Annotated in this window: 13 protein-coding genes and 4 tRNA genes; 10 read left to right on the top strand and 7 right to left on the bottom strand. The window is 41.2% G+C overall.

The window, feature by feature from the left end:
* Window positions 1-163: 163 nt before the first annotated feature.
* The gene (gene queE, locus AN389_RS18660; RefSeq protein WP_055020442.1) at window positions 164-829 is read right to left on the bottom strand and encodes a 7-carboxy-7-deazaguanine synthase QueE; all 666 of its coding nucleotides are present in this window, start codon (window positions 827-829) and stop codon (window positions 164-166) included.
* A gap of 145 nt (window positions 830-974) precedes the next feature.
* Here queE and queC point away from each other — a divergent pair, with 145 nt between their 5' ends.
* Window positions 975-1631 (top strand): 7-cyano-7-deazaguanine synthase QueC, encoded by a 657-nt coding sequence (gene queC / locus AN389_RS18655; RefSeq protein WP_055016297.1) that lies wholly within the window; start codon window positions 975-977, stop codon window positions 1629-1631.
* Between the two features lie 70 nt (window positions 1632-1701).
* On the opposite strand, the gene AN389_RS18650 is transcribed toward queC, so the two are convergent.
* Window positions 1702-2151 carry an isoprenylcysteine carboxylmethyltransferase family protein gene (locus AN389_RS18650; RefSeq protein WP_055016298.1) on the bottom strand — a complete coding sequence of 150 codons (450 nt, stop codon included), beginning with the start codon at window positions 2149-2151 and terminating at the stop codon, window positions 1702-1704.
* 196 nt (window positions 2152-2347) lie between these two features.
* On the opposite strand from AN389_RS18650, the gene AN389_RS18645 reads away from it, so the two are divergent.
* Window positions 2348-2590 carry a hypothetical protein gene (locus AN389_RS18645; protein WP_024034198.1) on the top strand — a complete coding sequence of 81 codons (243 nt, stop codon included), beginning with the start codon at window positions 2348-2350 and terminating at the stop codon, window positions 2588-2590.
* On the opposite strand, the gene AN389_RS18640 is transcribed toward AN389_RS18645, so the two are convergent.
* The 5 genes from AN389_RS18640 to AN389_RS18620 all read right to left on the bottom strand — a co-directional run bounded on the left by AN389_RS18640 (window position 2587) and on the right by AN389_RS18620 (window position 8706).
* A complete protein-coding gene (locus AN389_RS18640) occupies window positions 2587-3624 on the bottom strand; it encodes a hypothetical protein (protein WP_055016299.1) in 1038 nt (345 codons plus the stop codon). The two genes, AN389_RS18645 and AN389_RS18640, sit on opposite strands and share 4 nt — an antisense overlap.
* A 101-nt stretch (window positions 3625-3725) precedes the next feature.
* Window positions 3726-4397 (bottom strand): tRNA (adenine(22)-N(1))-methyltransferase TrmK, encoded by a 672-nt coding sequence (locus tag AN389_RS18635; RefSeq protein ID WP_055018566.1) that lies wholly within the window; start codon window positions 4395-4397, stop codon window positions 3726-3728.
* Window positions 4398-5336 carry a class I SAM-dependent methyltransferase gene (locus AN389_RS18630; protein WP_055016301.1) on the bottom strand — a complete coding sequence of 313 codons (939 nt, stop codon included), beginning with the start codon at window positions 5334-5336 and terminating at the stop codon, window positions 4398-4400.
* Window positions 5337-7331 carry an excinuclease ABC subunit UvrB gene (gene uvrB / locus AN389_RS18625; protein WP_055018567.1) on the bottom strand — a complete coding sequence of 665 codons (1995 nt, stop codon included), beginning with the start codon at window positions 7329-7331 and terminating at the stop codon, window positions 5337-5339.
* Window positions 7332-7335: 4 nt separating this feature from the next.
* Window positions 7336-8706 carry an MATE family efflux transporter gene (locus AN389_RS18620; protein ID WP_055016303.1) on the bottom strand — a complete coding sequence of 457 codons (1371 nt, stop codon included), beginning with the start codon at window positions 8704-8706 and terminating at the stop codon, window positions 7336-7338.
* Window positions 8707-9767: 1061 nt separating this feature from the next.
* Here AN389_RS18620 and AN389_RS18615 point away from each other — a divergent pair.
* The 8 genes from AN389_RS18615 to rsxC all read left to right on the top strand — a co-directional run.
* Window positions 9768-9844, top strand: a tRNA-Asn gene (locus tag AN389_RS18615).
* A gap of 21 nt (window positions 9845-9865) precedes the next feature.
* Window positions 9866-9942 (top strand) — tRNA-Asn (locus tag AN389_RS18610).
* Window positions 9943-9963: 21 nt separating this feature from the next.
* Window positions 9964-10040, top strand: a tRNA-Asn gene (locus tag AN389_RS18605).
* Between the two features lie 26 nt (window positions 10041-10066).
* A tRNA-Asn gene (locus AN389_RS18600) sits at window positions 10067-10143 on the top strand.
* 148 nt (window positions 10144-10291) lie between these two features.
* Window positions 10292-12235, top strand: a complete 1944-nt coding sequence (locus AN389_RS18595; protein WP_055016304.1) for an EAL domain-containing protein — start codon at window positions 10292-10294, stop codon at window positions 12233-12235.
* Window positions 12236-12448: 213 nt separating this feature from the next.
* On the top strand, window positions 12449-13030 hold the full coding sequence (rsxA, locus tag AN389_RS18590) for an electron transport complex subunit RsxA (protein ID WP_055016305.1): 582 nt from the start codon (window positions 12449-12451) through the stop codon (window positions 13028-13030).
* Window position 13031: 1 nt separating this feature from the next.
* Window positions 13032-13586, top strand: a complete 555-nt coding sequence (rsxB, locus tag AN389_RS18585; RefSeq protein WP_004589479.1) for an electron transport complex subunit RsxB — start codon at window positions 13032-13034, stop codon at window positions 13584-13586.
* 8 nt (window positions 13587-13594) lie between these two features.
* A partial coding sequence (rsxC, locus tag AN389_RS18580) for an electron transport complex subunit RsxC (RefSeq protein ID WP_055016306.1) occupies window positions 13595-15516 on the top strand: 1922 nt, incomplete at its 3' end.

Genomic DNA, 15516 nt, shown 5'->3' with positions numbered 1-15516 from the left:
TACGTGTTTAAATAAGCTGGTGTGGTGGTTTATATAAAGAGTGAGTAATGGAGTTGTGGTGTTGGGTTTCGTTTCACTCAACCCAACCTTGTATCTACGTAATATAACTTAACGCCGAGCAGCTTATCGCTTACAGCTAAGCACTTACAGCTGCTCTTTAAGTTTAGCTAATTCCTAAATATTTATGTACTTGTATTGATAGGCGCCAGTTTTTGGCAATACAGGTGTCGATGGCTAATTTGGTTGCTGATACTTTTTGGCTTATTGGCTGTAAATAAACAAGCTTCGGGTTAACACCTGTTTTAGTAAATAGTTCTTCTAGCTCTTCTACGTGCTTTTGCATGGCAACGGGGTGTTTAATTTCGTTTGCGCGCTTCATGGCGCTGGTAAGTACTTCGTAGCCGCCGCGCATGTTAATTTTAGGCGATACGGTCACCCACGTTTGCTCAGGGGCGAGTATTTCAAAAGTGCCGCTGGTTTCTATTTGCGTAGTAAAGCCTTGTGCATGTAATAAGTTACACACTGGGTTTAAATCGTATATGCATGGCTCGCCGCCGGTAATGACAACATGCTTTGCCGTATAACCACGCGATTTAAATAGCTCAAGCACTTGCTCAGCGCTGGCATCGGCCCAATGATCTGAATCGGCTTTTTTTTCTACAGTTTCATCAAGTGATACTTTGTACACGTTATCGACTTCCCAAGTTTGTTTAGTATCACACCATGCACAGCCCACTGGGCAGCCTTGCAAACGCAAAAATATTGAGGGTGTACCGGTAAAACTTGCTTCACCTTGGATGGTTTCAAACACTTCATTAATTTTGTACAAAAGAGATCTCACTTACTGCCTAGCTGCAACATTGCTACTATAAAAGACGAAAAAGCGCAGCCCAAAAATTGTTATTTAAGCTGCGGCCGTGTAGTATATCGCGCCCTGATATAAACCTCTATTAAAACTAAAGAGCAATCCAGATATGACGCAAAAAGTAGTTGTTATTTATTCCGGCGGTATGGATTCGTTTACCGTATTAAATAAAGCCTTGCAGCAAGGCCATGATGTTTATGCCCTTTCATTTGACTATGGTCAGCGTCATGTTAAAGAGCTTGAAGTAGCTGCACAAGTGTGTGAAAAGCTTAATGTGCCGCATAAAATTGTAGATATATCAGCAATTAATCAGCTTATTGGAGGTTCATCCCTCACTGATGATATAGATGTACCTGAAGGCCATTACGAAGAAGAAAGCATGAAAAGCACCATTGTGCCGAATCGTAATATGATTTTGCTTTCGCTTGCGGTTGGTTACGCAGTATCACTTAAAGCAAGCCAAGTATATTACGGTGCTCACTCGGGCGATCATGCTATTTACCCTGACTGCCGCCCTGAGTTTGTGAAAAAAATGGATGATGTATGTCGTATTGCAAACTACGATGCAGTAGAAATTTTTAGCCCGTATTTAAATAACACCAAAATTGATATTTTAACCGACGGTATAAAAATGGGCTTAGATTACAGCCAAACGTGGACCTGTTATAACGGCCGTGAAAAAGCCTGTGGAAAATGTGGCGCCTGCCAAGAGCGTTTAGAAGCATTTAAGCTTAATAACGTTACTGACCCGTTAGAATACGAATAACCTACACTAACACATGCGTAAAACGCAAAAAGGCTATCATTTCGATAGCCTTTTTTGTTATTGCTTAAAGTTAAAGCCAGCGTTTTACTTTGTTTTTATACTCAGTGAATTCTTGGCCAAATAATTTAGTTAACGCCCGTTCTTCAGGAATTATTTGAAAAAGCGTTAAATACACAATAAAACCAATGATACATAAAAGTGCCCACAGCGAACTCAGCCATATACCCCACCCTGCTAAAATAAATGCAAACCCAACATACATAGGATTGCGCGAAATTTTATAAATGCCACTGGTTACCAACTTTGATGCCTGCTCGGGCTTATTAGGGTTTACTGTGGTTCGGGCAAGCTTAAAGCTAACAACGCCGGCAATACAAAACACGCAGCCAATGATTACTAAGCTTGCCGCTAAATAGGTAATAAACGCTGTAAAATCAATAACACTATAATGCGCGATTAAAGCCATAACGCCTGCAAAAAACAGGACCACTATAACCGGTGGAATTTTATTATTTAACATAGCAACTCACTGTATTAATTATAAAATACGTACTTTATGTTTTATCAGTATTAAACAATAAACCGTATGTATCAATGATGAACACCGCTTCATACAGCCACAATCGAAAAATAAAGTTACAATTGTCAGGTTTAACCACTTTAAAATACGGTTATACTTTACACAACTAAAGCGATGAATATAAAAGGAAGTGGTTATGTCAGGCACTACAATGATAGTACTTATTGTGCTTATTTCGGTTGGCTCTGGGGTTATTTACGATATGTACAAAAAGCACCTTGAGTTTAAACACAAAATGCAAGATAGCAACCAAGATGCGAATAAACAGCTTGCCGAGGTAAGTGCGCAAGTGGTTGCTTTAAAAGAGCGCGTGCAAACGCTTGAGGCCATAGTGACAGATTCAAGCTACACCACAAAAGAAGAAATTAACCGCCTTTAAAAACGATATAAATGAGCGTTTTCTGGCTGCTCTATGCCATGAGCAGCTAAAAACCCATCAATAGCTTGGCCGCAGCCCTGCGGCGCACGAGAGCTGTCTATTTCAAAATTAAGTTTATTAGCATGTTGTTTGCCAAGCGAACACAAGCCCAATACTTTAGGCGAGCGCATTGCGACACTAAGCTCCCCTATTTTTTCTACACAGTTGTGTTTACTAAATCGGGCAAACCCTTGGTATTTAAATTGCTCACTCACATACTCATTACTTATATCAACCAGCGCACTGATAAGACTATGTAAAAAGCTATTTTCGCTGCTATCACTGGTTAAAAATGCAAAAGTTTTGTTATTAAATTCAGCAAGCTGGCAAGTGTTGCAGTGTAATTTTAAGGTGTATAAACACTGCTGCGAGCTTATTTGCTGCATAGCACTTAGCGATACCTTAGCACTTGCAAATACCACCCGTTTTAATAACTGTTCAATAGTATGTCTTTGCCCGGTGCCCGGCGGTGCATGCGCAGTAACGAGCTCTGCATTTTGTGCCATAACCGGTAAATCATGATGATTATTAAACGGGGTGCTGGTTGTATTATCGCTGTGTGTAAGTTGAAACAACTCTCTTACTTCGTGCTCTCGCGCTATTTTAAGCGCTAAAAACGCTGTTTGAATAAGTTCTGAGGTCGGTAAGTTATCCTCTACTATCCAGCGCCTACCAAACAGGAGCTTTTTGTCGGTGCCCTCGCCCGCATAACTACTGGTTTTGTAGTTATCGGGGCTAAGTACGGCAACTTGCAAATAAAGTTGTTCATTTTTTTGCGCAGCAAGCACCCTAAAGTGCGCCGAAAAATCAATATCCTCAAGCACCTGATTAACGCTTGATAAGGTGTGTTTATAGCGTAAAAAATGCTGTGGAACTATCCAGCTTTTATTCGCAAGTTGCACTAATGGCGCATACGAAATTGGTTGCTCGTAACTGTTTTGCCACTTTTGCTCTGCACTGAGTAACGGCTCAATGCGACTTTTTTTATCTGACATACGTAAACCAAATAAACTCGCGCAAGGCGATATAATCTATGTTGATATTACGTTTTAGCGCCTTAAATTAGATCACACAATTAGCCCTAAATAAGTCATTTTTAAGCGCCGCTGAGGTTTTTATAATCTGTTATAACTTTTTGATAATAAAGCTCATCTTTATTAAGCATATTATTATAATGAGTGAGTAACTGTTTAAGGTATTGTCTGTGCAATGCATTGTTTAAATCCCACATGCTGTTGCCAGTAGATGTAAGCAATGTGGCGCTACGTTGACTTATCTCTATAAGCTCATAATAGCGGTTGTTTTCAGTGATCAATTGCTCGCTTTCAAGGCCAAAGCCTAATTTGGCTAAGCCACTGCGCAAATGATAAGTATGGTGTATAGGACAAACTATAAAGCGGGTGCTTGCCACTGATGCAGCGCAATTGTTTTTAATAATGCCGGCGACAAGTTTTAGCATTAATTCGCCGCCAACTCCGGCGATAACCACGGTATTTAATTCATTAGGAACCAGTTTTATTTCCCTAACATCTTGGCAAAATACTTTGTATTGCACATCACTTGGCAGTGTTTGGCTAATATTTACTAGGTGCTCGCTCAGCTCTGCCATTATTTTATCTACCACATCAACAAAATTAACCTGTTTTGCAGCGCGGCGCTTTAATAGTGCAATGCCTAAGTAACCATGGTCACAGCAGCAATCCCAAATAACATCTACTGGGTTAGTAATTAACGCATTAATTGCGTTTAAACGCTTACTCAGTTTCATTTAAGTTAAAGTGTGCGCCGTTTTATACACTAACGCTTTTAGGCTTTTATTACTGTCTACTTCTACAAAACGGGCTGTGGGTGCAAGGCGCTCAACAAATTCTATTGCGCCTTGGGTGTGCTCGTTGATTAAAGCCTTAAACGCATCTTCGCTAAGCTCTGGGCTATTAGCGCATAATAAAAGCTGTGTGGTTTCGCATAAAAGTTCTGGTAATCTGCGCAGTACCTTTTGATAATCTTTAGTTAGAATAAAGCTGCCCTTTTGAAAGCTTGGCGGGTCTACAATAATTAAATCAAACGGCGCTGCTTTTTTTAATTTACCAAACGACTTTAAAATATCATGAGGTAAAAAACTCACTCCACGCTCAAAACCGTTGAGTTGATGGTTTTGCTTACCAACTTTAAGTACGCCTTTGCTCATATCCATGTTCATTACATGATCAGCCCCGCCTTGCATTGCCGCAAGAGAAAAACCACAGGTGTATGAAAACAAATTAAGTACTTTTGCATGTTTACTATTGGCAGAAACAAACTCACGGCCGCTGCGCATATCGGGGAAAATTCCGGTATTTTGGCGGCTTGTTAAATCCACTAAAAAACTGATGCCGTTTTCTTTTACCACATGTGGCGAGGGAAGATTGCCATGCACTAAACGATTATTGCTTTGTACACCCGCGCGCTGTTGATACACAAGCCCAGTAATAAGCTCGGGGTGATGCTGCTGCGCCCATGTCCAAAGGGTATTGGTCAGTGTATTTAACGTGGCGTCGTCAATTTCATCATACGAAATTAAAAATAAGCTCGGCGGGTAAAAATCTAAATTAATATGGCTTAGCGATGCCACGCTATGCCCGCGGCCATGGAATACGCGGCATAGTTCGTTTTGTAGTAATGGCGCATCTTCAAGCGCACTTATTAGAGGCGAAAAATCGGGTGTCATTTAGTTAATCAACTGTTGTTGTAGTTCGTGTATTTCGTCGCGTACCGACGCGGCTTTTTCAAATTCAAGATCGCTGGCATAAGCATGCATTTTGCTTTCAAGTTGCTTAATTTGTGTGGCAATTTCTTTAGCACTGAGTATTTTTTTAGACTCTTTACGCACTAGTTTAAGATTATCTTGTGGTGCAGCTTCTTCACCCACATCCATAATATCGGTGATCGTTTTAACCAAGGCTTGTGGCTCAATGCCGTGCTCTATGTTGTAGGCATGCTGTTTTTCACGACGGCGCTGCGTTTCGCTAATCGCTTTTTCCATCGATTTAGTTACTTTGTCGGCGTATAAAATGGCGCGCCCATCAAGGTGACGTGCAGCACGGCCAATAGTTTGAATAAGCGAACGTGCCGAGCGTAAAAAGCCTTCTTTATCGGCATCTAAAATGGCCACTAGTGCCACTTCAGGCATATCTAGGCCTTCTCTTAATAAGTTAATACCTACTAACACATCAAACACACCGGCGCGTAAATCACGAATTATTTCAACGCGCTCTACGGTGTCTATGTCTGAGTGCAGGTAACGCACTTTTACGTTATGCTCGCTTAAGTAATCAGTTAAATCCTCAGACATGCGTTTAGTAAGCGTAGTTACCAGTACTCGCTCACCTTTTTCTACACATTTATAAATTTCTGAGAGTAAATCATCTACTTGGGTGCTTACAGGGCGTATTTCTATTTCTGGGTCTAACAGGCCGGTTGGGCGTATAACTTGTTCAGCTACTTCGCCTGCGCTGCGCTCAAGTTCAAAGTCGCCGGGCGTTGCCGATACATAAATAGTTTGCGGTGCTATGGCTTCAAATTCTTCAAACCTAAGTGGGCGGTTATCCATTGCCGATGGCATTCTAAAGCCATATTCAACTAGGTTTTCTTTACGGCTTCTGTCGCCTTTATACATGGCACCAATTTGCGACACAGTGACGTGCGATTCATCAATTATCATTAATGCATCGTCAGGGAGGTAATCAAGCAATGTGGGTGGTGGATCGCCCGGGGTACGCCCCGATAAATAACGGCTGTAGTTTTCTATGCCCGAACAATAACCAAGCTCGGTCATCATTTCTATGTCGTATTGAGTGCGTTGCGCTATGCGCTGCTCTTCTACCAATTTATTGGCACTTAGTAGTTGTGCTCTGCGTTCTTTAAGTTCGGCTTTTATTTTTTCTATGGCATCAAGAATTTTTTCGCGAGGCGTTACGTAGTGCGTTTTAGGGTAAATAGTGGCACGAACTATGTGTTTTTCAACCGCACCGGTAAGGGGGTCAAAAATACTGAGGCGCTCTATTTCGTCATCAAACATTTCTACACGCACTGCATAGGTGTCTGACTCGGCTGGGAATATATCTATTACTTCGCCACGTACACGGTAAGTACCACGGCTAAAGTCAATGTCGTTACGAGTATATTGCAGCTCAGCTAAGCGGCGTAGCATATCCCGTTGGTCGACCTGCTCGCCTACTTTTAAAAGCAGCATCATTTTCATGTATGAGTCGGGGTCGCCCAAACCATAAATAGCCGACACAGACGCCACTATTATGGTATCGCGTCGCTCAAGCAGTGCCTTAGTAGCACTTAAACGCATTTGCTCTATGTGCTCATTAATAGAGGCGTCTTTTTCTATAAATGTATCGCTTGCAACCACGTAGGCTTCTGGCTGGTAGTAATCGTAGTAAGATACAAAATACTCAACTGCATTATTAGGAAAAAACTCTTTCATTTCTCCATACAACTGCGCGGCTAGTGTTTTATTATGCGCCATTATTATTGTTGGGCGATTTAAATCGCTAATAATATTGGCCATGGTAAATGTTTTACCTGTACCTGTGGCACCGAGTAAGGTTTGATGCGCAAGCCCGGCTTCTAAGCCTTCTTCAAGCTGTTTAATCGCTGTGGGTTGATCGCCCGCGGGTTTAAATTGTGACTTTAGCTCAAAGTGATCACTCATTTATTTACTCCGTTACCGTGTTACTGCATATTGCATCTAGCTCTTTTACAAACCATTTGTACGCGACTAACCCTGTGAATACATTACCGATTGCGGCGCCTATAAATAAACCAATTAAGCCACCTAGCATACTGCCTATATAAGCAAAAGGCAGGTAAAAAACAAACAAACGAATAATACTTAAAAACAATGCATTCATCGGTTTGTGTAAAGCATTAAACGATGAATTTGATAAAATGATCACCCCTTGAAAACCATAACTTAGCGGTATGGTGTATATAAAGAGCTTAATAACATCAATTACAGCTTGCTCTTTACCAAATAATTGGCTTATTACCCCTGAAAGCGCAATGAGTAAAATATAATTAGCAAATTGCCATATCATCACAAATTTTAACGTACCAATGTACGCCTCTTTTACGCGACCTAATTTACCCGCCCCAAAGTTTTGGCTAACAAAAGGAGGCAACGTCATCGATAAGGCCAGCACTAAAATACAGGTAATTGATTCAATACGGCTGCCCACACCAAAAGCGGCAACCGCTTCGGGTCCATGATTAGCAACGAGTGCGGTCATTACAGCCATTGCCACTGGGGTAAGCATGTTAGCCCCCGCTGCGGGTAAGCCGATTTTAAGCACTTTTGTTATTGCACTTAGCGCTGTTTGATTACCCGCTTTTAAGCTCAATAGTCGTTTTTTAACGCCCAACACGTATAGAATAATAACAACAGCAACGCCCCAAGCGATAACACTGGCAATAGCGGCACCTTGAATGCCTAAAGCCGGTACTGGGCCCCAGCCAAATATTAAAATAGGATCGAGTATGGCATTAATAAGCCCTGCCCCACCCATTACTATACTAGGGGTTTTAGTATCGCCACTGGCTCGTAATACCGAATTACCTATCATGGGGGTAATTAAAAATACGCTGCCAATAAACCAAATATTCATATACTTATGAATAAGTGGCAGCACTAATTGTCCGGCCCCTAATAAAGTGAATATTGGGTCGATTAGTAAATATCCAACAAACGAAAGTAAAATAACTAATAGTAACGCCACAATAAGCGACACACTGGCATCAAAACGCGCCTCTTCTATTTTATTACTGCCCAAAGCTTTAGCTATAACCGCTGATGTGCCAATACCTAAGCCTATGGCTAGGCTTATTACCGTAAAGGTTACCGGAAACGTAAAGCTTACCGCCGCAAGCGGCTCTGTGCCCAACATACTAATAAAAAATGTATCAACAATGTTGAACATCATTAGTGTAATCATGCCAAAGATCATCGGAATGGTCATTTTCTTTAATGTAGGCAAGATGGGATCGTTAAGTAAATCTGGGCGTGACTGAGAATGTGAAGTTTCGCGCATGGAATAAATAAGCCTCTTTTACTGAGCTTGCCATTTTAAAGCATCATAGCAATTCAAGCCACGGATTTATCAATGGATTTTGTACTATTAATAAAGCAGCAATATAGAAATTAGGTAAAGTCGAACTTTTAAGCATTTGTAGATAAATACACTCTTAGAGCGCTAAAAAACAATAAGTGAACATTTTTATCACTTTTTTAACATTACCCCCTGCTAATTCGCTGAATTTTTACACAGCACAGTATTAATCATTATTGCAATAAATTAATTTACTCATCACCGCATGGTAATTCAGTATGTATTTATAAGCCTATGTTTTTAAATGTAATAAAAAAATTGATTTAAAAGCTTGAAATCGTTGTAGTGCCCATAAACTCTGGTCGGAACACTGTTCTTAAAGTTTCATAAACAGAGTTATCCACAGAAACCGTGGATAACTCAGTCCAGCCCGCATTTATAAAGGCTTGCACGCTGACTATAATTTAGCTTTAGCTTACCTTTTGCTAAATGCTAAAGTTAAAAACTTATCAATGCTTGCAAACAAAAAATTAAGATAAGCAAAATTTTGCCTCGGATGCTTCCATATATCACTTATTTATCTTAGCTAATTGTTTAGCAACTTATTGATAATTTTGTTTTTGTGTAGCTTTTCAAAATAAACTACTGAGAAACGTGTTTACTCGATTGGCTATGTTAAAACACTGCAGTAGAAGAAAAACCCATTACTGGATTTCTAAAAAACTTCTGCTAGCTAAATTTATACTTGGTTTTATGACAATAGGATTAAATACAAATTTACTAATTAGCTGCGATAACTTTTACTTCACTGGCATTTTTTACACATAAATTAAACAATGACTAATTCATGAGCGCTGTTTTTTTCGTATTGATGTAAGTTTAAATACAGATTTATCTCTATGATTTGCATAAATAGAGTTATAAAATGCGCAGATCGAACATAAAAACAACGAATAAAGCACTTTTTTAAATTTATGACTTTTATATGTTGACACTTTGCGGCTCCATCATTAATATTTCGCCCCGTTGAAAGGCATGACGCTTCCCCCTTAGCTCAGTTGGTTAGAGCGACGGACTGTTAATCCGCAGGTCCCCCGTTCGAGTCGGGGAGGGGGAGCCAAGTTTTTCAATCATAAACGTTTCCCCCTTAGCTCAGTTGGTTAGAGCGACGGACTGTTAATCCGCAGGTCCCCCGTTCGAGTCGGGGAGGGGGAGCCAAGTTTATGTTTATGATGTAGTTCCCCCTTAGCTCAGTTGGTTAGAGCGACGGACTGTTAATCCGCAGGTCCCCCGTTCGAGTCGGGGAGGGGGAGCCAAATCATAAAATTACATCTCTATTTGTTCCCCCTTAGCTCAGTTGGTTAGAGCGACGGACTGTTAATCCGCAGGTCCCCCGTTCGAGTCGGGGAGGGGGAGCCAATCATAAGAATTTCATAGACATTTCAGTAATTTTCCACTACTCTTCTGCTTTATAACTAAAACATAATCTCTATTCTAATGTGTTGCTATTAGTTGAATGATCAAGGACTTGATTCCTTTCCTTTTGAACTATTAAAAGATTGATAACATGGCTGGCTTTAAAAAACTTATTTTTATACAAATCCTGTCTTGGCTTGTATGTGTTGCGGCTGGAAGCTACTTCATATCTGTAAGCTTTAATAATGCAGTAAGTGAAGCACAAACTTCGGCACAAACCAGTGTAACACACTACATTAACAGCTTAACAAGCGACGAGATTTCGCCTGAAAGTATAAAAAAAGCGATTGCCGATGGTAAAACGTTTTCAAACTTTATACTAAGAGACTACCAAGGGGCTGAAGTATTTTCAGTTAACTCCCCTACCCAACTGCCCATGTTTGCTGAGTTTATTCAATCTAGCTTTAATTCAGTTCGCCCGCAATTTGCAGTTAACGACGCCGCAGACATAAAAGTAGAATTTACTCTCAACATAGAGCGTTTAGCACAGCAACTTCAAACTTCACTGTTTATTGTTATTTTTATCTCAGCGTTGTTAGTGATTATTCCTATCATATTAATGAAGTCTATTTTTCATAGCTTAAATAAAAATATCAGCATGACCGTTGCCGATGTAATAGACATTTACATTAACCAAAATCAAATTGGTGACGACTTAAACACCGCGCTCGATGCCAGTAAAATGAAAAAGCTAGGTAAAGATTTGGTCCCTAGCTTTAATCGCCTTTCGCATTTTTTAAAAAATAAAAATGATGATATTCAAAACGCTGCCCTAAGCATTAAGCAAGAAGCCTACAAAGATGTGATTACAGAATTAGGCAACCGTAATATGTTTGTTGAATATTACGAAAAGCACATCGAAAACAGTGAGCGCAGTACCTTTGGCTCGCTAGCGCTTGTGCGCTGTAGTGAGCTGCAATCGATAAACCAAAGCCGTGGCTATCAAAAAGGTGATGACTACGTTAAAGGTGTGGCCGATATAATTAAACATATAAGTGGTACCTACACAGGTAGCCAAGTATTTAGGCTAAATAGCTCAGACTTTGCCATAGTATTACCTAATACCCCACTTAAAGAAGCAGAGCGTTTTGGTGAAAACCTGCAATCGCGCTTTACCCAATACCAGCAAAATCAAGAGCTCAGCTCTGTGGCTAATACGGGCATTGTGGGCTACGAAAAAGGCAAACCGCTGGGCGAGCTATTATCGGTTGTAGATAACGCAATGAGCATGGCGCAATCTAAGCAGGTAAATGCTTGGCATGTGCAGCGCGAAACCGATTTAGTTAATAATGTAAGTGCTGGGTTTGGTAACCAAAACTGGCGCAAAGTGATTAACGAAGTAATTGAATCAAAACGTGTTCACTTAGTAATGCAAAATATTATGCCGCTGGGTAAAAGCATTAAGGCTTATGCAGAGATACAAGTACGTTTTAAAACCGAAGATAACCAAGTGCTTCCTACGGCCTCATTTTTAGCCATGGCTGAAAAGCTCGACATGGCCATAGAAATTGACCGCTTAATTATTGACTCGTCACTTGAAAAAATTAAAAGCCGCAACCTGTCTGAAAAGTTTTTTGGCCTGAACGTGACCGCCTCAAGCGCACATAACGACCAATTTGTTATTTGGTTAGAACGCCGCTTATTAAAAGATACGCATATAGCCTCTAAATTAGTATTTGAAGTAAGTGAGTTTGGCCTACAGCAAAATATTAAAGCCAGTAAACGCTTTATTGATATGGTACACCGCGTAGGGGCCCGCGTAACGGTTGAACGCTTTGGTGTAGGATTAACCTCGTTTAAGTTTTTCCGTGATTTAAAACCCGACTTTATTAAAATGGATGCTAGTTACACGCGCGGCCTAGAAGATGATAAAAACAATCAATACTTTATGCGCCTAATGGTTGATTTAGCTCACCGCATTGGTGTGAGTGTGTTTGCAGAGGGCGTTGAAAGCCAAGAAGAAAAACACATAGTAGAAACCTTATGCCTAGATGGCGTGCAAGGTTATTACATAGAAAAACCAAAAGACATTTAAGCTCTGCTTAAAAAAACACAAAAAGAGCACATGTTGCTCTTTTTGTGTTTTAACTGTTTAATTTTTCACTTACTTTAAAATCACATAAATTTTACAGCTTTGTGATCGCTTAATTATTTTACCGTGTTTATTTAACTGATAACGACTCGCATATGTTGTTTATCGGGGCAGAAAAAAGGATAATACACGGGATTTTAATAGCGCGAGGCACACATGACAGAATATGTCTTGTTATTGATTGGAACCGTTCTAGTTAATAACTTTGTATTAGTACAATTTTTAGGCTTATGTCCATTTATGGGTGTATCAGGCAAGCTTGATACCGCAATTGGCATGTCTTTAGCAACCACGTTTGTGCTTACTCTTGCCTCTGTTACAAGCTATTTAGTTAATCAATATATTTTAGCGCCGCTAGACATCGAATTTTTACGTACCATGAGCTTTATTTTAGTGATTGCCGTTGTGGTGCAATTTACCGAAATGGTTGTGCGTAAAACTAGCCCTACTTTATACCGTTTATTAGGTATATTTTTACCGCTGATCACCACTAACTGTGCGGTATTAGGTGTTGCGCTTCTTAACATAAAAGAAGATCACACCTTTTTACAATCCGCGGTGTATGGTTTTGGCGCAGCCATTGGCTTTTCATTAGTACTTGTATTATTTGCAGCGCTGCGCGAACGCCTTGCTGCTGCAGATGTTCCCACCCCGTTTAAAGGCGCCTCAATAGCCATGATAACCGCCGGCTTAATGTCAATGGCGTTTATGGGTTTTACCGGATTAGTGAAGTTTTAATATGACCTTAATGTATGCCTTGATAGCGCTTGGCTCGCTAGCGCTTGTTTTTGGACTTATTTTAGGCTTTGCAGCTATTCGCTTTCGCGTAGAAGGCGACCCAATTGTTGAGCAAATAGATACCATTTTACCACAAACTCAGTGTGGCCAGTGTGGCTATCCGGGCTGTCGCCCTTATGCTGAGGCAATTGCCAACGGAGATGAAATTAATAAATGCCCGCCAGGCGGTGAAGCAACGGTTAAAAAGCTGGCCGATTTAATGGGCGTTGAGCCTAAACCGCTTGCCGGTGGTGAGCAAGCAGAGCCGATCAAAACAGTGGCCTATATTCGCGAAGACGAGTGCATAGGCTGTACTAAGTGTATCCAGGCATGCCCTGTTGATGCCATTGTTGGTGCAACACGCCAAATGCACACTGTATTAATTGAAGAGTGTACCGGCTGCGATTTATGTGTAGAGCCCTGCCCTGTAGATTGCATTGATATGCTGCCTGTAGCCGAAACAAAACAAAACTGGAAATGGCAACTTGATGCTATTCCTGTCACGCAAATAGATTAGAGGTTTGAGTGGAAAAGTTACTTGAACAAATTAAAAAAGGCACCGTTTGGGCATTCCCGGGCGGCGTGCATCCACCACAACAAAAAACACTCTCTAACAGTGCGCGTATTGCTAGGCTCCCTCTGCCAGATAAGTTAGTTGTACCAATTAAACAGCACATAGGTGCTAACGGTAAGTTAATTGTAGAAAAAGGCCAACAGGTATTAAAAGGTCAAGCACTTACCGTGCCTGTTGCGAATTGGTCTGTGCCTGTACATGCGCCCAGCTCTGGCACTATAACAGATATTAGCCCTGTGCCTTCGGCGCATCCATCGGCTCTACCTGAGCTAAGTATTATTATTGAGCCTGATGGCAAGGATCAATGGTGCGAACTGACTCCTACCCCTAACCCAAGTGAGCTTAGCCACGATGAATTAGTCGATATTATTCATCAAGCAGGTATAAGTGGTATGGGTGGAGCAGGCTTTCCTACTTATGTAAAAGCCGATATAAAGCAACCTATTGAGTTTTTAATTGTTAATGCGGTTGAGTGTGAACCTTACATAACGGCCGACGATGTATTAATGCGTGAACATGCCAAGCAAGTAGTGCAAGGCATTGAGCTAATGCAACAAATTCTAAACCCGACACTGTGTATTGTTGGTATAGAAGATAACAAACCCGAAGCCATTGCAGCTATGAAAAGTGCCGCAGAGCACAACGCGAATATTGTCATTCAAACAGTGCCTACTGTTTACCCTTCGGGTGGCGAAAAACAATTAATTAAATTACTCACAAACCGTGAAGTACCTAGCGGCGGTATTCCGGCCGATATTGGTATTTTAGTGCACAATACCGGTACTTTGTTTGCTGTACAACAAGCCGTATACGAAGGTAAACCGCTTATTGAACGCGTTGTTACAGTAACAGGTAACACCATTCATAATGCAGGTAATGTATGGGCATTACTAGGCACCGAAGTTAAGCACCTGCTAGATTGCCAAGGTTTTTCACCCGTACCCCAGCAGCGCGTTGTAATGGGCGGGCCAATGATGGGCTTTACCTTACCGACTGTGCGTATTGGGGTAATTAAAACCACCAACTGTATTTTAGCGCCCGATCATAAAGAGCTGGCAGAGCCTGGCCCTGAAAAAGCCTGTATACGTTGTAGTGCCTGTGCAGATGCCTGCCCTGCTTCGTTATTACCACAGCAATTACAATGGTTTGCAAAATCAAAAGAATACGACAAATTACAAGAACACAACCTATTTGATTGTATTGAATGTGGCGCGTGTGCGTATGTATGCCCAAGCGAAATTCCATTGGTGCAATATTACCGCGTAGCAAAAGTAGAAATAAAAGAGCAGCAAGCCGAAAAAATTAAAGCCGATAGAGCAAAAGAGCGCTTTGACGCCCGTAAAGAGCGCCTAGAGCGCGAGCAACAAGAACGTCAAAATCGCCATAAACGTAAACCAGCGGCCAAAACACCAGATGAAAAACAAAAAGTAGCAGATGCTCTTGCCCGCGTTAAGAGCAAATCATCCGATGGCGATGAAAAATCAGCTGTAGCCGCTGCAATAGCCCGCGCCAAAGCGAAAAAACAGCAAGGTGAAGAGCTAGAGCCAGATAACAGTGAAGTAGCTAAAGAGCGCGCACTGCGTAAAGAAAAAGCGCGTAAATATAAAGAACAAAAAGCTGCCGAGGGCGAGTCATCATCAGCACCTGATGATAAAAAATCAGCCGTAGCTGCTGCTATTGCCCGTGCTAAAGCGAAAAAAGCGGCGCAAGCTAAGCAAAGCGCTGAGCCACAAAACGATGAAGCAATCGCCCCAGCTGATGACAAAAAGACTGCGGTAGCTGCTGCTATTGCCCGTGCTAAAGCGAAAAAAGCGGCGCAAGCAGAGCAAAGCGCTGAGCCAAAAAACGATGAAGCAATCGCCCCAGCTGATGA

This window comes from Pseudoalteromonas sp. P1-7a, assembly GCF_001401855.1.
In the GTDB taxonomy this organism is placed as follows: domain Bacteria; phylum Pseudomonadota; class Gammaproteobacteria; order Enterobacterales; family Alteromonadaceae; genus Pseudoalteromonas.
This window is presented reverse-complemented; position numbering and strand designations above follow the sequence as displayed.